Here is a 17,957-nt window from a genome sequence, read left to right as displayed (position 1 = left end):
TGCCTACATTGCCCTTTATGTGGCTCAGACAAGTTTCGGGTGGGCGACGGCTGCGCGCAGCCGCGACCCGCACCGCCGGGGCGCTCGTCGCCACGGCCACCGCGCTGACGGCGCTCGGCGCCGCGACCCCCGCCTCGGCCGACGTGGTCACCCCGTTCACCAAGCGCTACGACGAAGCGCTGTACGGGGACTTCGTGACCATCGGCAACACCGTCATGGGCTGTCCGGCCGCGCCGGCCGACCTGGCGGCCCGTTGCGCGGTCGCCGCCGGCGGCCGGGGCAGCGACAGCAACAACGCGTTCGTGATGCAGCGCGTCAACACGGCCGGTACGACGGGCGGTTACGGCTCGAGCACCGGCCGGGTGACGATCCCACCGGGGGCGAAAGTGGCGTACGCCCGCCTGTTCTACGGCGGCAACGACGGCACGTACAAGGGCCCGAGCGGCGCGGAGCTCGCGCGGTGCGACATCTCCGGCGCCGATGTGGAGCCCTCGCCGAGCGCCCCGCTCGCCGCCCTGCCCGTGGTCGCCGTGAACGGCAGGGCCGCGGCGAGCGTCTCCACCGAGTACCTGGTCCGGGACCCGGCGGCCGCCGACGGCCCGCACTACTACACGGGCGAGGCCGACGTCACGAGCCTGTTCGCCGGCGTCACCGGCACCGGCGCGCCCGTCCCCGTCGCGGTCGGCGGCATCTGGGCACCCAACGGCAAGGGCTGCGCGGCCGGCTGGTCGATGACCGTCGTCTACAAGTACGACGCGCCGAACTCCATGTACGCCCCGGGCCGGCGCACCGTGTACGTCTACGGCGGGCATGTCCTCCAGCGCCCCGTCTCGCCCGCGACCACGATCGGCGTGAGCGGCTTCCACCGCGCGGGCGACGGCAAGGTGCGGGCGGGCGTCACCGCGTACGAGAGCGACTGGAACATGCCGGGCGACCGGTTCCTGGTCGACGGCAAGAACGTCACCGAAGCTCACACCGGCAACACCAACAACTTCTTCATCAGCCAGGACGACGGCGCCGTCTCTCCGAAGACGGTCAACAACCTGAGCATCGACGCGAAGGAGTTCGAGCTCCCCGACGGGGCCGTCCCGCCGGGCGCCACCTCCACCCAGCTGACGTTCACCACCAAGGGCGACGCCTACGTCCCCTCGGCGCTCGCCCTGTCCGTCCCGGTCCCCGACCTGGAGGTCACCAGGACGGCGAGCCCGAAGGCGGTGCGCCCCGGCGACACCATCACCTACACGGTGAAGGCGAAGAACATCAGCTCGCTCGACTACCCGAACGCCGAGTTCAGCGACGACCTGACCGGCAACCTCGACGACGCGACGTACAACGGCGACGTGCGCACGGACCTCGGCCACGTCTCGTACACCGCGCCGAGGATCGGCTACACCGGCGACATCCCGGCCGGGAAGACCGCCACCATCACGTACTCGGTGAAGGTCCACGACCCGGTCCGTGGCGACGGGAGGCTGCCGGGCGGCGTCGAGGTGCAGTCACCGCTCTCCAACTGCGGGGCCGGCAGCACCGACCCGAGCTGCGGGACCGCCCCCGAGATCGAGAAGCCGCAGCCCCCGGCGCCGCCCGCCCTGCTCATCACGAACGTGCCGGAGCGGCCCGTCGTGCCGCCCTGCGAGGAGACCGGGAACACCATCACGATCGCCGACTTCTCGGCCAGGAACCGCACCGGCGCCGCCGTCGAGTGGCCCGTGACGGCGGGCTCGGCCCCGGTCGCGTCCACCGGGACCATCACGAAGCGGGGGTCCGTCTACGTCTGGAAGGGTGACGTCGCCACCCACGGCAAGGTAGTCATCTCGCAACGTGTGAAGGCGTCCTGCACGACGGGCGGGACCACCGTGATCACCGTGACGTCGGACGTGCCGCGCACCAACTGCCCGAAGGGCCCGCGCGGCGAGGGCGACCCGTGCACGTCGGTCATCACGGCCAGGCGACAGCAGGGCCGCCCGGGCCCGCCCGGGGAGTCGCACGGGCCGCACCGGCCTGTGGACGGCTCGGAGCTGGCCACGACGGGCGACTCGCACACGCTCCTGTACGGCGGTCTCGCGGCGGCCCTGTGGGGGCTCGGCGTCCTCGCGGTGGCAGCGGCGCGCAGCCGGCGTGACTGACGCGCAGGGGTAGGTGTCAGGACAGACGAACGGCGGATCGTATACGGCCGGGCTCCCACGGAGTCCGGCCGTACGTTTGAGCGTTTACGGGCCGGGCTACGTTTGCCCGTATGGCTTCCACGCAGGGTGCACAGATCCTCGTCGCGTCCAACCGCGGTCCTGTCTCGTACGAGCTCGGGGCCGACGGGACGCTCGACGCGCGGCGCGGCGGGGGCGGGCTCGTCTCCGGGCTCTCCGCGATCGGGCAGGACCCGGACGGCGCGAGCGCGGTGTGGGTGTGCGCGGCCCTCGGCGCGGGTGACCGCGAGGCGGTACGGCGCGGCGTCGGAGAGCCGGGGGTGCGGATGCTCGACATCGACCCCGAGGTGTACGCCGACGCGTACAACGGCATCGCGAACTCGGTCCTCTGGTTCGTCCACCACATGCTGTACCAGACGCCTCTTGAGCCGGTCTTCGGGCCCGAGTTCCGTGCGCGGTGGGCGTCGTACGAGGCCTACAACCGGGCGTTCGCCGAGGCGCTGGCCGCGGAGGCCGGGCCGGGCGCGGCGGTCATCGTGCAGGACTACCACCTGGCGCTCGTGCCGGGGATGCTGCGCGAGCTGCGCGACGACCTGCGCATCGGGCACTTCTCGCACACCCCGTGGGCGCCGGTCGACTACTTCCGGATGCTGCCGGACGACATCGCGGGGCAGCTGCTGCGGGGGATGCTGGGCGCGGACCGGCTGGGGTTCCTGACGCGGCGCTGGGCGGACACGTTCACGGCGTGCTGCGAGGCCGTGGTGGGCGGCACGTTCGGTACGGAGATCGGGGTGCACGGGCTCGGCGCGGACGCGGACTTCCTGCGGGAGCGGTCGCGGCGCCCCGACGTCGAGGAGCGGCTGGCCGCGCTGCGGGAGCAGATCGGCGACCCGGACCGCAAGGTGATCGTCCGCGTGGACCGCACGGAGCTGTCGAAGAACATCGTGCGCGGCCTGCGCGCGTACCGGCTCCTCCTCGATGAGCACCCCGAGTGGCGCGAGCGGGTCGTGCACGTCGCCTTCGCCTACCCGTCACGGCAGGACCTGGCGGTCTACCGGGAGTACACCGACGAGGTGTCCCGGGTCGCCGAGGAGATCAACTCCCGCTTCGGTACGGAGAGTTGGACCCCGGTCGTACTCCATGTGAAGGACGACTTCGCGCGCTCCCTGGCCGCGTACCGGCTGGCCGACGTGGCGCTGGTCAACCCGATCAGGGACGGCATGAACCTCGTCGCCAAGGAGGTCCCGGTCGTCTCCGACGAGGGGTGCGCGCTGGTCCTGTCGCGGGAGGCGGGGGCGTACGAGGAACTGGGCGAGGACGCGCTCGTGGTGAACCCGTACGACGTGTCGGCGACGGCCGAGGCACTGCACGCGGGGCTGGTCATGGGCAGCGGGGAGCGCGGCGAGCGCGCGAAGCGGCTCGCCGCCGCCGCGACCGCACTGCCGCCCGCCCAGTGGTTCCTCGACCAGCTGAACGCGCTGCGGGGGCTGGGGGGCTAGGGCCTGCTGAACGCGCTGCGGGCCCTAGGGCCCGCTGATCGCGCGGGCCAGGTCCGCCATGAGTTCCACAACTCCCTGCGACCCGTCCACCACGACGTCCGCCCGTTCGGCCAGTTCCGTGACCTCCGAGCTGCCGCTGCACACCAGAAGGCCCGGCACCCCGTCCTTGCGGAGCTTGTCGACGGCGGCGAACGCGGGCAGGTCGCCGAGGTCGTCGCCCGCGTAGAGCACCGACGTCGCGCCCACCTCGCGTACGTACGCCGTGAGCGCCGCGCCCTTGTCCATGCCGGGCGGGCGCAGTTCCAGGACGAGGCGGCCGGGCTCGACGATCAGGCCGTGGCGGGCCGCGAGGTCGGACAAGGGCGCCCGCAGCGCCTCGAACGCCGCCTGCGGGTCGCCCGCGCGGCGCGTGTGGACGGCGACGGCACGGCCCTTCTCCTCCACCCAGGTGCCGCGCCAGGCCCCCACGGACTCCAGGACTCCGGGCAGTTCGGCGCGGACGGCCGCGACGCCGGGGTGCGGGGCGGGGGCGTGGACGGTGCCGGTGACGGCGTCCCAGCGCTCGGCGCCGTAGTGGCCGAGAACCACGAGGTGTTCGAGTCCGGGGACGCCCGCGAAACCGCCGTGGCGCACGGCGACGCCCGCGGGGCGGCCGGTGATCACGGCGACGGAGGCGACCTGGGGGGCCAGCGCGGCGAGCGCGCGGACGGCGTCCGGGTGCGCCCGGGCCTGTTCGGGGTCGGGCACGATCGGCGCGAGCGTGCCGTCGAAGTCGAGCGCGATCACGGCCCGCGCGGGGTCCGAGAGGAGTGCGTCGAGGCCGTCACGCCCGGCGGAGGTCACAGGCGACGGCAGGTCGTGCTGTGGGCTGCCCATGGGCCGAGCCTATCCGCGGGAGGCGGACCGTACTCCGATGCGCGGGTGCGGGTCAGCGCTCCTCGCGGCGGGCCTCCCGTATGCGGCGCAGCCGGTTGACCGTGACCGGGTCGTGGGCGAGGGCCCTCGGGTCGTCGAGGAGCGCGTTGAGGAGCTGGTAGTAGCGCACCGGGGCGAGGCCCAGCTCCTCGCGCACGGCGCGCTCCTTGGCCCCGGCCGACGCCCACCCGCGCCGCTCCAGGGCGAGAACGCCCTGCTCACGGGGGGACAGGCCGACGGGCGGCGCATCCTCCGCGTCCTCAGCGGGCGGTTCGGGCTCTGCGTACGGCGGTTCGCTCACGGCAGCGACGCTACTCCGCGTTCTCCGCCGCGTCGGCCGCCCGCTCCAGCCGGCCGAGGGTGGCACCCGGGTTGCCGTTGGGGCCGACGGTCGAGCCGATCTCGCGCTTGACGCCGGCGCTGACCTGGGCCCAGGACGTCTTGCCGACGGGGTAGAGCTCCGAGTTCTGCAGTTCGCCGAGGAACTTCCAGAGCTTCTGGTCGCGCTTGTCGTCGGCCATCGTGTCCGACGCGGAGTTGGTGACCGGCAGGAGGTCGTACTCGCGGGAGAAGTCGAGGACGTTCTTCTCGCTGTAGACGTAGTCGAGGAACTTGCCGACCTGGTCCTTGTGGCCGTTCTGCCGGAACGCCATCATCCAGTCTGCGACGCCCATGGTCGACCCGGCCCTGCCGTTGATGCCGGGCATCGGCACCATGCCGAACTTCACGCCCTTCTTGGCGGCCATCTGCATCAGCGTCGGGTGCCCGTTGAGCATGCCGACGTCACCGCGCGTGAAGGCCGCGAAGGCCTGCGCGCGGTCGAGCTTGGCGGGCGGCGTCGGACCGGTGAGGCCCTGGCCGACCAGGTCGTTCTTCAGCCACTCGAAGGTCTTGACGTTCTGCGGGGAGTCGAGGCTGTAGGTGCCGACGTCGTCGGTGTAACCGGAGCCGCCGCTCAGCATCCACATCATGGTCTCGGCCTGCGCCTCTTCGGGGCCCAGCGGCAGCGCGTAGGGGATCTTCACGCCGCGCGCCTTGAGGGCCTTGGCGTCGGCCTGGAGCTGGGCCCAGGTCTGCGGCGGGGTCAGGCCGGCCTTGTCGAAGAGGGTCTTGTTGTAGAACAGCAGCCGCGTGGAGGACGCGAAGGGCATGCCGTACTGGACGCGGGAGACCTCGCCGGCGGCGGCGAGCTGCGGCAGGAAGTCGGACTGCACGGGGATGGAGAGCAGGTCGTTCGCACTGTAGAGCTTGCCGCTCGCGGCGTAGTCGGAGTACGCGCCGATCTGCGCCATGTCGGGCGCGTGGCCGTCCGCGACCATCTTCTTGACCTTGGCGTCGACGTCGCTCCAGGAGTAGACGCTGACGTCGACCTTGATGCCGGGGTTCTTCTTCTCGAAGGCGGCGGCCAGCTTGTCCCAGTACTTCTGGGAGCTGTTCGCCGGGGAGTCGCCGTAGTCGGCGGCCACCAGCTTCAGGGTCACGTCCTCGGAGCCGGGGCCTCCGCAGGCGGCCAGCGTCGCCGCCATGCCGAGCGCGGCCACCGCCGCCGTCAGACCTGTCATGCGCCGCTGCACAGCCGGTTTCCCACCCTCTTGAAGTCTCTCATCCAGATTTCGGACCCGGAAAGTTCACGAGGCCCGGTCATAAGGTCTACACCACACGGGTTTCGCACCCGCAACGGGCCTTCGCCGGGAAAGCAGAAACGCGTCATCCGTACACATCGACGCAAGATCCATGCAAGTGGACTAGACCTCTCGCGGGTCGAGGCGCGAGACTGTACCCGTGAGACACGTCATCGCCCTCGATGTGGGCGGCACCGGAATGAAGGCCGCCCTGGTCGGGGCCGACGGCACCCTGCTCCACCAGGCGCGGCGCGCCACCGGCCGCGAGCGGGGGCCCGACGCGATCGTCGAGACCATACTCGGCTTCGCCGCCGACCTGCGCGCGTACGGCGAGGAGCACCTCGGGGAGCCGGCCGCCGCGGCCGGCGTCGCGGTGCCCGGCATCGTCGACGACGAGCACGGCATCGCCCTGTACGCGTCGAACCTCGGCTGGCGCGACGTGCCGATGCGCAGGCTGCTGAGCGAGCGGCTGGAAGGCATCCCCGTCGCCCTCGGCCACGACGTGCGCACCGGCGGCCTCGGTGAGGGGCGGCTCGGCGCGGGCAAGGGCGCGGACCGCTTCCTGTTCGTGCCGCTGGGTACGGGCATCGCGGGCGCCATCGGCATCGGTGGCCGCATCGAACCCGGCGCGCACGGCTCGGCCGGGGAGATCGGCCACATCGTCGTACGCCCCGGCGGCACGGACTGCAGCTGCGGGCAGCGCGGCTGCCTGGAGCGCTACGCCTCCGCGTCGGCGGTCTCGCTGGCCTGGGCCGAGGCCACCGGCGACCCGGAGGCGGACGCCGCGGACTGCGCCAAGGCCGTCGAGTCCGGGGACCCCAGGGCGCGGCAGGTCTGGCTGGAGGCCGTGGACGCGCTCGCCGACGGGCTCGTCACGGCGCTCACTCTGCTGGACCCGCGCACCCTGATCATCGGTGGCGGTCTGGCCGAGGCGGGGGAAACCTTGTTCACACCACTGCGGGCCGCCGTCGAGGAACGCGTGACGTTCCAGAAGCTGCCCACGATCGTCCCGGCGGCCCTCGGGGACACCGCCGGCTGCCTGGGCGCGGGCCTGCTCGCCTGGGACCTGCTCGCCCAGTCCACCGATTCCACGGAGGTAGTCGCCTGATGGCCGCTCTGAATGTTCTCTCCGGCGCCCGCGTCGTCCTGCCGGCCGGCGTCGTCGAGAACGGACGCGTGATCGTGGACGGCGCGAGGATCGCCGGCAGCGCGCCGGCCGGCGCCCCCTCCACCGATCTGACCGGCCACTGGGTCGTGCCCGGCTTCGTCGACATGCACAACCACGGCGGCGGCGGGGCCTCCTTCACCTCGGGATCGATCGACGACATCCTCAAGGGCGTCCGCACGCACCGCCTGCACGGCACCACGACGGTCGTCGCGTCCTTCGTCACCGGCGCGGCGGACTTCCTCACCCAGCGCGCGGGCCTGCTGTCCGAGCTGGCCGAGCAGGGCGAGATCGCGGGCATCCACTTCGAGGGCCCGTTCATCTCCCCGTGCCGCAAGGGCGCCCATGACGAAACGCTCCTGCGCGACCCCGACCCCGCCGAGGTCCGCAAGCTGCTCGACGCGGCGCGCGGCCAGGCCAAGATGCTCACCCTCGCCCCCGAACTCCCCGGCGGCATCGACTCCGTACGCCTCCTCGCCGAGCACGGCGTGATCGCCGCGATCGGCCACACCGACGCCACGTACGAGCAGACCGTCGAGGCCATCGACGCGGGCGCCACCGTCGCCACGCACCTCTACAACGCGATGCCGGCCATGGGCCACCGCGCCCCGGGCCCGATCTCGGCGCTCCTGGAGGACGAGCGGATCACCGTCGAGCTCATCAACGACGGCACGCATCTGCACCCGGCCGCCCTGGAGCTGGCGTTCCATCATGTGGGCAGCGGGCGCGTCGCGTTCATCACCGACGCCATGGACGCGGCGGGCTTCGGCGACGGCCGCTACATGCTCGGCACCCTGGAGGTCGAGGTGAAGGACAGCGTCGCGCGGCTCGTCGAGGGCAACTCCATCGCCGGTTCGACGCTCACCCTGGACCGCGCGTTCAAGCGCGCCGCCACCATCGACAAGCTGCCCGTCGAGGACATCGTCCGCGCGATCTCCGCCAACCCGGCCCGCCTGCTCGGCGTGGACGACAGGGTGGGCTCGCTGGAGCCCGGCAAGGACGCCGACCTCGTCGTCCTGGACGAGGACTTCGGCCTCAAGGGCGTCATGCGCAAGGGCCGGTGGATCGTGGAACCCCAGCTCGCGTGAGGTCTGGGCCTACCGCCCGGTCTTTGGCATGATCAGGCCGCGTTACTGAAGGTAGTCCCGAACTGAGGGGTGGGCTGGGGTCTCGTGATCCTCACGGTCACACTGAACGCCGCGCTCGACATCACGTACGACGTGCCGGCGCTGCACCCGCACGCGTCGCACCGCGTCACCAAGGTCACTGAACGCCCCGGCGGCAAGGGCCTCAACGTCGCGCGCGTGCTCGCCGCGCTCGGCCACGACGTGACCGTCACCGGCTTCGCGGGCGGCGGCACGGGCCGCGCCCTCAGGGAGCAGCTCCTGGACTCCCCCGGCATCCGGGACGCGCTCGTCCCGGTCTCGGGCGCCACCCGCCGCACCATCGCCGTCGTCGACGGCGCGTCAGGCGACACGACCCAGCTCAACGAGCCGGGCCCGCTCGTCGCCCCCACCGAGTGGTCCGCGTTCACCGAGGCCTACGAGGAGCTGCTCACGTCCGCGTCCGCGGTGGCCCTGTGCGGCAGCCTCCCGCCGGGCGTCCCCGTCGGCGCGTACGCCCAGCTGGTCCGCGCGGCCCGCGCCGCGTCCGTGCCCGTGCTGCTCGACTCGTCCGGGGAACCCCTGCGCCGGGGGCTCGCGGCCCGCCCCGACGTCATCAAGCCGAACTCCGACGAGCTCGCCGAGCTCACCGGCTCCCACGAGCCGCTGCGCGCCACCCGCGACGCCCGCCGCCGCGGCGCGCACTCCGTGGTCGCCTCACTCGGCCCGGAGGGCCTCCTCGCGGTCACCCCGGACGGCAGCTGGCGCGCCCCGGCCCCGGACCGCGTGAAGGGCAACCCGACGGGCGCCGGCGACTCGGCGGTCGCGGGCCTGCTCTCGGGTTACGTGGAAGACCTGCCGTGGCCGGACCGCCTGGCCCGCGCGGTCGCCCTGTCCGCGGCGACGGTACTGGCCCCGGTGGCAGGGGAGTTCGACCGCGCGGCGTACGAGGAACTGCTCGGCCGGGTCGCGGTGACCCAACAGACGACGACAGCGGCCTAGGGCACGCCCCAGGCCGCTGTCGGCAAGCCTCTGTCGATCAGCCGTTGGCGCCCTTGACCAGCCACATCTGGTCGAAGTTGGCGTCGCACTGGTTGCCCTGCTCGCACGAGATCGAGATCGCGTTCGTGCCCTTGCTGAGCTGGACGACGGACCAGGTGTTGGTCCACCCCTTCTCCCAGTCGCCTTCCTTGGCGTCGGAGAAGTTCTCCATGTTGAGCGGGCGGGTCTGCACCTTGCCGTTGACCGTGATGGTCGCGTTGGCGTTCTTGCCGGGCACTCCGTAGTTGACGCGCAGGCTGTACGCGCCGTCCTTCGGGATGCCGTTGACCGTCCAGGTGAGCTTGGCGCCCACCTGGTTGAAGCCGGCCACATAGGTGCCGCCGTCGGCCTTGGCGCCCTTGACGTCCGACGCGGTGGCCGTGCCGCCCTCGAGCTTCAGCGCCTTGGCATCCGTCTTCGGCAGGTCGACCGGCTCGTCGGCCTTCTTGGAGGCCGTCTCGCTCGGCTGGACCGACTGCGAGCCGCCGGACGGCTGCCCGCCCGCGTCGCCGCCCTTCGCGTCGTCGTTCGAGTCGCCGCCGAGGACCGCGACCCCGATGCCGATGACCACGGCCGCCACGACGGCGAGCGCGCCGATGAGCAGGCCCTTGGTGTTGGGCCCGCGGCCCCGGCCGCCGCCACCGCCGTGCTGCGTGGGCGTCACCGTGGTCGGCGCGCCGCCGGGCAGCGTCTCGGGGGCCGAGTAGTGCGCGTTCGGCTGGCCGTAGCCCTGGGGCTGCTGCTGCGGGGGCGCCTGCCCGTACGCGGCGGTCGGCGCCTGCTGCGGCTGCTGCCCGTACTGGCGCTCACCGACCGGCCGGACCTGGTGGTAGGACCGGGGACCCGGGTAGCCGTAGCCGCCGCCCCCGCTGGGCGGTGTCGCCCCGGCCGCCTGCCCGTCGGCGTACAGATAGCCGAACGGATCGTCGTCCGCGGGCGTGCCCTCGCCGTTGTCAGCGGGCGCCATCCCTGATCACTCCCTACGTATCGCTTACCCGGCGAGCGTACCCGGTGGGAGTGGTCCGAAGGGGTGGCGTTGACCTCACCGATACCCGCGGAAGGAGATCATCCGGCCCGTCGGTGCTGCTTGGCACGCGACCTTTTCTCGATGTACATCCGCTGGTCAGCGGATTTCAACACCTCGTCGGCCGTCATCCCGCAGTGCGCCCAGCCGATGCCGAAACTGGCGCCCACACGAACCGCTCTTCCGTCGACCCGGATGGGTGGAATGATCGCGTTCCGCAGACGGACGGCGAGGTCCTCTGCATCGGCCCGGCCGAGCCCGTCGGCGAGCACGACGAACTCGTCGCCACCGAGCCTCGCGACGGTGTCCCCGTCACGGACACCGCTGGTCAGCCGCCGTGCGACCTCGATCAGGACGACGTCTCCGGTGTGGTGCCCGAACCGGTCGTTGATCGACTTGAAGCCGTCCAGGTCGCAGAAGAGGACCGCCAGGCCCTTCGTGCCGTCGTCGGTGTCCCCCTCGGGCGCGTCGATATGGACGTGGTGATCGAAGCCATAGTCGTCGTAGATCCCGCCGGAGGGCCCGGACCCGCCGTTCTGCTGTCCGGCCACGGCGGCAGCGGCCCCCGCGAAGTCGAATCCGTGCCCGTTCGTGTCGTACGAGCCGCCGGTGCGGTCCCCGTACGCCGCGTCCAGGGAGTCCACGGCGCTCGGCTCGGGCAGCTGGGGGCGGCGGCACAAGCGGGCCGAGAGGCGGGAGCGCAGCTCCGCCGAGTTCGGCAGGCCGGTGAGGGAGTCGTGGGACGCGCGGTGCGCGAGATGCAGTTCGCGGCGCTTGCGCTCCTCGATGTCCTCGACGTGGGTGAGCAGGAAGCGCGGCCCGTCGGCGGCGTCGGCCACCACCGAGTTCCGCAGGGACACCCACACATAGGTGCCGTCGCGCCGTCCGAGGCGCAGCTCGGCGCGGCCGCCCTCGGCGGAGGTGCGCAGCAGCGTGCCGATGTCCTCGGGGTGGACGAGGTCGGAGAACGAGTAGCGGCGCATGGCGGACGCCGGGCGGCTGAGCAACCGGCACAGGGCGTCGTTCGTGCGCAGGAGCCGCCCGTGCTGGTCGCCGCCCATCTCGGCGATGGCCATGCCGCTGGGCGCGTACTCGAAGGCCTGGCGGAAGGACTCCTCGCTGGCGCGCAGGGCCTGCTGCTCGCGTTCGAGCCGGACCAGGGCGCGCTGCATGTTGGCGCGCAGCCGTGCGTTGCTGATGGCGATGGCGGCCTGGAAGGCGTACATCTGCAGGGCCTCGCGGCCCCAGGCGCCGGGGCGCCTGCCGTTGCGCGGGCGGTCGGCGGAGATCACGCCGAGGAGTTCGCCGCCGGAGCCGCCGGTGGCGTACATCGGGGCGAAGAGGCGGTCCGACGGGTGCCACTCGTCCTCGAAGCGGGGCGGCGGCCCGTCGGTGAACCACTGCGGTACGTCGTCCTCGTCGAGGACCCAGCCCTCGGTGTGCGGGATGAACCGCAGGTCGCCCCAGGCCTCGCCCATGGACAGGCGACGGTCCCAGGAGGCACGGGAGCCGACCCGGCCGGTGATGAGGGCTTCGGCGGAGGAGTCGCCGGAGAAGGCGGCGACGACGAGGTCACCGTCGGGGCGCACGAGATTGACGCAGGCCAGCTCGAATCCGAGGCCGTTCACGACTCCGTCGGAGACCGTCTGCAGGGTGTCTGCCAGGCTGCGGGCGGTGTTCATGTCCGCCATCACCTGGTGAAGCTGCCGCAGGGTCGCAAGACGGACGTACGGCTCCGACTCGGTCTCCATGCTCAGCTCTCCCCGAGACCTCGACAGCACTCCAGAATTCTGATCGCCGATTCCGCACGCGCGTATGCACGCTCTTGTTGCAGTGTCTCCGCCACTGAATCACAGCGAGCTGTCCACCCGGTACACAGGGTCAACAAAATATGGCTCCTGTGACTCAAGTCACAGGAGGAGATGAAGGGTTGAGGAGCGCTCCGGCGCACGCCCCCTGCACTTCCTGAACGAAAAACACCCCCGAACACCTCCATATCCGGACGAGATCCACCACAGGTCCTAGGACCGGCCTCGGCCCAAGGCCCGATGTGGCGGGCACGGCACCGAAGCTAGCGTCGAGACGTGCTGAAGACTCCCCCGCCGCTGAAGAATCCCCCGCTCTCCCCCACCGCCCGCACGACCCCCACATACCCCCCTGGCGCTTTCGTCCCCGCACCCGCCCTGGCCGGGCATGCTGAGGGAGTGAGCAACGACGAGTTCCGCGCCGCCATGTCCCGACTGGCCGCGGGCGTGGTCCTGGTGACCGCGCGCGAGGTGCCGCTCGACCCGGACGACCCGTCGGCTCCCCTGGGCGAGGACGTCGGCATGACGGCCACGGCGTTCCTGTCGGTCTCCCTCGACCCGCCGCTCGTCCTTGTCAGCCTGCGCAACGGCTCCCGCATGGACGACCTGCTCGACGAACAGCCCCTGTGGGCGGTGTCCGTGCTCTCCGAGAACCAGCGCCACATCGCGGGCCGCTTCGCGATGAAGGGCCGCATCAGCGACCGTCTGCTCTTCGAGGACATCCCGTACGTACGCGGCGAGGTGTCCGGCGCGCCCCTGGTGGGCGGCGCGCTCGCGACGCTCGAGTGCCGTACGGAGCAGCGGGTGCCGGCCGGGGACCACACGCTGGTGATCGGCCGGGTGCTCACGGCGTCGCTGCCCGGCGGCGAGGGCGGACCCCTGGCCTACTTCAAGGGGAAGTACCGGCAGTTGGGCTGAGGCCCGACGCCCGGCCCCCCTGAGGCTGTTCAGTCCCAGCCGCGCCCCGACCGGCCCCGTTTCGTGTCCGACCGTGCCTTCTTGTTGCGCAGGCGGCGCTCGTTGATCCCCCGGGGGATACGGGTCGCGCGGCGCGGCTTGGGCGGCGGGGCGGTGGCCTCCGCGAGGAGGGACGCGAGGCGCACGGCGGCGGTCTCGCGGTTGCGCCACTGGGAGCGGTGCTCCGAGGACCGTACGGAGATGACGCCGTCGACGAGTCGGGAGGCGAGCCGCTCCAGGGCCCGCGCCTTCCACACCTCGGGCAGCGCCTCGGTCCTGGCGAGGTCGAAGCGGAGCTCGACCTGGGAGTCGCTGGTGTTCACATGCTGGCCGCCCGGCCCGGACGACCGCGAGAATCGCCAGAGGAGCTCGGCCTCCGGAAGGACCACCGAGCCGCGGATGAAGTAAGGACCGGACATGGGTTCCATGGTCGCGCCTGGACACGCACCGCGTCACCCCCTTTTCCCGGCGGCACACCCATCCCGGGTAAAGCGGGTAAAGAAAGTAAAGACACCTGGAACCCTGGATCCCCCCTTGGCGTTCATAGGGGTACGAGTAGCTTCGTCTACGAAGCGCACGCATCGCTAACGAGGGAAGGACTCCCAACAATGGCAGTAAGCCTGTCCAAGGGTGGCAACGTCTCGCTCACCAAGGAGGCTCCGGGCCTGACCGCCGTCACCGTGGGCCTCGGCTGGGACGTCCGCACCACCACCGGCACCGACTTCGACCTCGACGCCTCCGCGATCGCGGTGAACCCGCAGGGCAAGGTCTACTCGGACGGCCACTTCGTCTTCTTCAACAACAAGGCGACGCCGGACCAGACCATCGTCCACACCGGTGACAACGTCACGGGCCAGGGCGAGGGCGACGACGAGCAGATCAACGTCAACCTGGCGGGCCTCCCGGCCGACATCGACAAGATCGTCTTCCCGGTCTCGATCTACGACGCCGAGAACCGCTCGCAGAACTTCGGCCAGGTGCGCAACGCGTTCATCCGCATCGTCAACCAGGCCGGCGGCACCGAGATCGCCCGCTACGACCTCTCCGAGGACGCCGCCACCGAGACCGCCATGGTCTTCGGCGAGCTGTACCGCAACGGCGCGGAGTGGAAGTTCCGCGCGGTGGGCCAGGGTTACGCGTCGGGCCTCGTCGGCATCGCGCAGGACTTCGGCGTGAACGTCTGACCTGAGCGGAGTCACCGCCGCAGCACAGCAGTTGAAGGGCCCCGGCCGGGCATATCCGGCCGGGGCCCTTCTGCGTGCGCTCGGCGAGCACTCTCCCGACCGACGCTTCCCTGTCAAGCGGCAAATAACGGACAGCCGCCACCTGCATTCGGACACGAACTGTTAAATCTTTGACGGCGCCCTGTCAAACACAGCGCACCTGGTGTCACTCTCTCCTCCGCGCCCCCCACCCCCGACGGGTCACCACCCACGGGTCGTTGGACACAGAAGGAGTTCCGAGTGACACGCCACTCCCCCGCTCCCCGCACCGCCGGCCGCAGGACTGCCGCACGAGCCACCGCGCTCGCCGCGTCGGCCGCGATGGTCGTCCTGGCTCTGCAGAGCGGCACCGCGGCGACCGCCGCCGACCGCACCGCCGGCGCCACCGCCGTTCCGCTCAGCGCCTCCCAGCGGGCCACGGCCCTCAAGGACGCACAGACCGAAGCCCCGGCGGCCGCCCGCCGACTCGGGCTCGGCAGCGGGGAGAAGCTCGTCGCCCGCGATGTCGTCAAGGACGCCGACGGCACGACACACACCCGCTACGAGCGCACCTACGACGGTCTGCCCGTGCTCGGCGGCGACCTCGTCACGCACACCGCGAAGAACGGCGACCTCAAGGGCGTCTCCAAGGCGCACAAGGGCGCGATATCCGTGGCGTCGACGGACGCCTCCCTCGCCCCCACCGCCGCCAAGAAGTCGGCCCTCGCTGTCTCGGACGCCAAGAGCGCCGCCGCCAAGAACGTCCGCAAGGTCGTCTGGGCCGCCTCCGGCAAGCCGGTCCTCGCCTACGAGACGGTCGTGACCGGCACTCAGGCCGACGGGACGCCGAGCGAGCTGCACGTCGTCACCGACGCCGCCACCGGCAAGAAGCTGTACTCGTACGAGGGCATCGAGAACGGCACCGGCACCAGCGAGTACAGCGGCACCGTCTCGGTCGGCAGCACCGCATCGGCCGGCGGCGGGTTCGACCTCACCGACGGCGGGCGCGGCGGCCACAAGACGTACGACCTGAACGGCGGGACGTCCGGCACGGGCACGCTCTTCCACGACGCCGACGACCAGTGGGGCGACGGGACGGTGACGAACCGGCAGACCGCCGCGGTCGACGCCGCGTACGGCGCCGCGGAGACGTGGGACTACTACAAGAGCGCGTTCAACCGGAACGGCATCGCGGGCGACGGCAAGGCCGCGTACTCCCGCGTCCACTACGGCAACGCCTACGTCAACGCCTTCTGGTCGGACGCCTGCTTCTGCATGACGTACGGCGACGGGCAGAGCAACCAGCACCCGCTCACGGCGCTCGACGTGGCCGGCCACGAGATGAGCCATGGCCTGACCGCGTCCACCGCGGGCCTCAACTACAGCCGTGAGTCGGGCGGCCTGAACGAGGCGACGTCCGACATCTTCGGCACGTCGGTGGAGTTCTTCGCGAACAACAGCAGCGACGTCGGCGACTACCTCATCGGCGAGAAGATCAACATCAACGGCAACGGCACCCCGCTGCGTTACATGGACAAGCCCAGCAAGGACGGCGGCTCCGCCGACTACTGGTCCAAGACGGTCGGCCGCCTCGACGTGCACTACTCGTCGGGCGTCGCCAACCACTTCTTCTACCTCCTGAGCGAGGGCAGCGGCGCGAAGACCATCAACGGGGTCTCGTACAACTCCCCGACCTCCGACAACTCCACGCTCACCGGCATCGGCCGGGCCAAGGCCGAGCAGATCTGGTACAAGGCCCTCTCCACGTACATGACATCGACGACGAACTACGCGGCCGCCCGCACCGCCACGCTCCAGGCGGCGAGCGACCTGTACGGCGCGAACAGCGCCGAACAGCAGGCCGTCGCGGCGACCTGGACCGCGGTGAACGTGAAGTAGCCCTCACCGCAGGGAAGTCCGGCCGGGCCATCCGGGACTACGGGTGGTCCGGCTTTCCCTTTCCGTACAGCCAGTCGTCCCACACCGGCTGCAGATCCTTGCCCGGGTTCTGCTTCTCCACGTACCCGGTGAAGTCGGCCGTGTCCGCGTTGCCGTAACGGTGCGCGGCGGGCCAGCTCTTGAGCAGCTCGAAGAACTTGGCGTCCCCGACCGTCTCGCGGATCTTGTGCAGCACCATCGCGCCGCGCTCGTAGACGGGCGGATCCGAGATGTGCGCGGCGCTCGACGGCCTGGCGGGCGGGAAGGCCCAGATCGGGTCGCCGCTGCCCTTCGCGTAGTAGGAGTCGAACGTCTTCTGCGCGCTGTCGCCGCCGTGCTGCTCCGCCCAGAGCCATTCGGCGTAGGTCGCGAAGCCCTCGTTGAGCCACATGTCGCGCCACGACTCCGGCGTGACGGAGTCCCCGTACCACTCGTGGGCCATCTCGTGGACGAGCGTGGACAGCGGAGGGGCGCCGGGGAAGACGGGCCGGTTCTGGGTCTCGAGCGCGTACCCGGCGTCGCCGTGCCGGTCGACGACGGCGCCGGTGGAGGAGAAGGGATAGGGACCGAAGGTCTTGGACTCCCACGCCATGACGGCCGGGATCTTGGCCAGGACCTTGGCGCTCGCGGCCGCCTCGACCGGGTCCACGGCGGTGTACACGGGCAGCCCGTCGGGCGTCTTGTAGGCCTTGGTCTCGAACTTCCCGATCGCCAGCATCGCCAGGTAGCCGGCCATGGGCTGCGGGACGTGCCAGTCGAACGTCGTCCGCCCGCCGGCCGTCCGCTCCTTCGTCAACTCCCCGTTGGATACGGCCTTCAGGCCCTTGGGGACGGTGATATGGAGGTCGTACGACGCCTTGTCGGAGGGGTGGTTGTTCCCGGGGAACCAGGCCATGGACCCCGTCGGCTCGCCGAGCGCGAGGACCCCGTCCTGCGTGGGGAGCCAGCCCTCCTCGGAGCCGTCCGGGTCGGTGATGGTCACGGGTTTCCCGGAGTACCGCACGACCGTGCGGAACGCGGAGCCCTTCCGCAGCGTCTCGGCCGGACGGATCGTCAGCTCGTGCCCGGCCCGCTCGAACCGGGCCTTCTGACCGTCGACGGTGACGCCGTCGACCGTCAGGCCCTTGAGGTCGAGATTGAACGCGCTGAGGTCCTGGGTGGCCTTCGCGGTGATGCCGGCGGTGCCGGTCAGCCGGTGCCGGTCGGCATCGAGGGTGAGGTCGTAGTGCGTGGCGTCGTAGCCGCCGTTGCCCAGCTTCGGAAAGTACGGGTCCCGGACGCCCGCGGCACCGGGCGTGCCGTGCACACCGGCGGCGGAACAGGCGCCGAGGGCCAGGACGAGAGCGAGCGCGGGGGCGGGGACACTTCGTGGGCTACGGGGCACAGAGCGATCGTAGGGGCGAACGCCGTGGAGGCGCCTGCCAACGGGCGGGCGCCTCCACGGGGGTCATGGCGTCACCGGGGTCCTTCGTTCGGATCGGGCTGGATCAGGGAGCGGGGTCACGGGGGTCTCCCCTGCTCGAGCGCAGTCGAGAGCTCGGG

Annotated in this window: 15 protein-coding genes; 8 read left to right on the top strand and 7 right to left on the bottom strand. The window is 71.5% G+C overall.

The features are described 5' to 3' along the window. Positions 1–17: 17 nt before the first annotated feature. Positions 18–2,126, top strand: coding sequence for a DUF7927 domain-containing protein (locus OG574_RS26130; RefSeq protein ID WP_326775174.1), 2,109 nt, complete (start codon positions 18–20; stop codon positions 2,124–2,126). A 110-nt stretch (positions 2,127–2,236) separates the two neighbouring features. Continuing rightward, positions 2,237–3,643, top strand: coding sequence for an alpha,alpha-trehalose-phosphate synthase (UDP-forming) (locus tag OG574_RS26125; RefSeq protein ID WP_326775173.1), 1,407 nt, complete (start codon positions 2,237–2,239; stop codon positions 3,641–3,643). A 24-nt stretch (positions 3,644–3,667) separates the two neighbouring features. Here the strand turns inward: OG574_RS26125 and otsB are convergent, their stop codons facing one another. From otsB to OG574_RS26110, 3 genes are all read right to left on the bottom strand, one after another. Then, a complete protein-coding gene (otsB, locus tag OG574_RS26120; protein ID WP_326775172.1) occupies positions 3,668–4,519 on the bottom strand; it encodes a trehalose-phosphatase in 852 nt (283 codons plus the stop codon). 52 nt (positions 4,520–4,571) lie between these two features. After that, positions 4,572–4,790 carry a DUF3263 domain-containing protein gene (locus tag OG574_RS26115; RefSeq protein WP_326778620.1) on the bottom strand — a complete coding sequence of 73 codons (219 nt, stop codon included), beginning with the start codon at positions 4,788–4,790 and terminating at the stop codon, positions 4,572–4,574. A gap of 79 nt (positions 4,791–4,869) precedes the next feature. Beyond that, a complete protein-coding gene (locus tag OG574_RS26110) occupies positions 4,870–6,132 on the bottom strand; it encodes an ABC transporter substrate-binding protein (protein ID WP_442816852.1) in 1,263 nt (420 codons plus the stop codon). A gap of 208 nt (positions 6,133–6,340) precedes the next feature. On the opposite strand from OG574_RS26110, the gene OG574_RS26105 reads away from it, so the two are divergent. The 3 genes from OG574_RS26105 to OG574_RS26095 all read left to right on the top strand — a co-directional run bounded on the left by OG574_RS26105 (position 6,341) and on the right by OG574_RS26095 (position 9,450). Further along, positions 6,341–7,288 carry an ROK family protein gene (locus OG574_RS26105; protein ID WP_100595703.1) on the top strand — a complete coding sequence of 316 codons (948 nt, stop codon included), beginning with the start codon at positions 6,341–6,343 and terminating at the stop codon, positions 7,286–7,288. Beyond that, complete coding sequence (nagA, locus tag OG574_RS26100; protein WP_326775170.1) at positions 7,288–8,433, top strand: N-acetylglucosamine-6-phosphate deacetylase; 1,146 nt, start codon at positions 7,288–7,290, stop codon at positions 8,431–8,433. Before OG574_RS26105 ends, nagA begins: the two co-directional genes overlap by 1 nt. Positions 8,434–8,517: 84 nt before the next feature. Beyond that, positions 8,518–9,450 (top strand): 1-phosphofructokinase family hexose kinase, encoded by a 933-nt coding sequence (locus OG574_RS26095; protein WP_326775169.1) that lies wholly within the window; start codon positions 8,518–8,520, stop codon positions 9,448–9,450. A gap of 37 nt (positions 9,451–9,487) precedes the next feature. On the opposite strand, the gene OG574_RS26090 is transcribed toward OG574_RS26095, so the two are convergent. Continuing rightward, on the bottom strand, positions 9,488–10,456 hold the full coding sequence (locus OG574_RS26090) for a carbohydrate-binding protein (RefSeq protein ID WP_326775168.1): 969 nt from the start codon (positions 10,454–10,456) through the stop codon (positions 9,488–9,490). Positions 10,457–10,554: 98 nt separating this feature from the next. Then, positions 10,555–12,264, bottom strand: a complete 1,710-nt coding sequence (gene cdgB, locus OG574_RS26085) for a diguanylate cyclase CdgB (RefSeq protein ID WP_326775167.1) — start codon at positions 12,262–12,264, stop codon at positions 10,555–10,557. Between the two features lie 480 nt (positions 12,265–12,744). On the opposite strand from cdgB, the gene OG574_RS26080 reads away from it, so the two are divergent. Next, positions 12,745–13,236 carry a flavin reductase family protein gene (locus tag OG574_RS26080; RefSeq protein WP_398376759.1) on the top strand — a complete coding sequence of 164 codons (492 nt, stop codon included), beginning with the start codon at positions 12,745–12,747 and terminating at the stop codon, positions 13,234–13,236. A 29-nt stretch (positions 13,237–13,265) separates the two neighbouring features. On the opposite strand, the gene arfB is transcribed toward OG574_RS26080, so the two are convergent. Continuing rightward, the gene (arfB, locus tag OG574_RS26075; protein ID WP_100595699.1) at positions 13,266–13,703 is read right to left on the bottom strand and encodes an alternative ribosome rescue aminoacyl-tRNA hydrolase ArfB; all 438 of its coding nucleotides are present in this window, start codon (positions 13,701–13,703) and stop codon (positions 13,266–13,268) included. 180 nt (positions 13,704–13,883) lie between these two features. On the opposite strand from arfB, the gene OG574_RS26070 reads away from it, so the two are divergent. Both OG574_RS26070 and OG574_RS26065 read left to right on the top strand, forming a co-directional pair. Next, a complete protein-coding gene (locus tag OG574_RS26070; RefSeq protein ID WP_100595698.1) occupies positions 13,884–14,459 on the top strand; it encodes a TerD family protein in 576 nt (191 codons plus the stop codon). Between the two features lie 279 nt (positions 14,460–14,738). Next, on the top strand, positions 14,739–16,376 hold the full coding sequence (locus tag OG574_RS26065; RefSeq protein WP_398376728.1) for a M4 family metallopeptidase: 1,638 nt from the start codon (positions 14,739–14,741) through the stop codon (positions 16,374–16,376). Between the two features lie 37 nt (positions 16,377–16,413). Here OG574_RS26065 and OG574_RS26060 read toward each other — a convergent pair whose 3' ends face one another. Further along, positions 16,414–17,799, bottom strand: a complete 1,386-nt coding sequence (locus OG574_RS26060) for a M1 family metallopeptidase (protein WP_326775166.1) — start codon at positions 17,797–17,799, stop codon at positions 16,414–16,416. Positions 17,800–17,957 lie beyond the last annotated feature (158 nt).

Origin of the sequence: Streptomyces sp. NBC_01445 (assembly GCF_035918235.1) — a bacterium.
GTDB lineage: Bacteria > Actinomycetota > Actinomycetes > Streptomycetales > Streptomycetaceae > Streptomyces.
Note: the sequence above shows the minus strand (reverse complement) of the source record. Positions and strands in the feature narration are given on the sequence as shown.

Coding starts and splice junctions, on each gene's coding strand:
- OG574_RS26130 (WP_326775174.1), top strand. CDS start 18: ATGTGGCTCAGACAAGTTTCGGGTGGGCGACGGCTGCGCGCAGCCGCG.
- OG574_RS26125 (WP_326775173.1), top strand. CDS start 2,237: ATGGCTTCCACGCAGGGTGCACAGATCCTCGTCGCGTCCAACCGCGGT.
- otsB (WP_326775172.1), bottom strand. CDS start 4,519: ATGGGCAGCCCACAGCACGACCTGCCGTCGCCTGTGACCTCCGCCGGG.
- nagA (WP_326775170.1), top strand. CDS start 7,288: ATGGCCGCTCTGAATGTTCTCTCCGGCGCCCGCGTCGTCCTGCCGGCC.
- OG574_RS26090 (WP_326775168.1), bottom strand. CDS start 10,456: ATGGCGCCCGCTGACAACGGCGAGGGCACGCCCGCGGACGACGATCCG.
- cdgB (WP_326775167.1), bottom strand. CDS start 12,264: ATGGAGACCGAGTCGGAGCCGTACGTCCGTCTTGCGACCCTGCGGCAG.
- OG574_RS26080 (WP_398376759.1), top strand. CDS start 12,745: ATGTCCCGACTGGCCGCGGGCGTGGTCCTGGTGACCGCGCGCGAGGTG.
- arfB (WP_100595699.1), bottom strand. CDS start 13,703: ATGGAACCCATGTCCGGTCCTTACTTCATCCGCGGCTCGGTGGTCCTT.
- OG574_RS26070 (WP_100595698.1), top strand. CDS start 13,884: ATGGCAGTAAGCCTGTCCAAGGGTGGCAACGTCTCGCTCACCAAGGAG.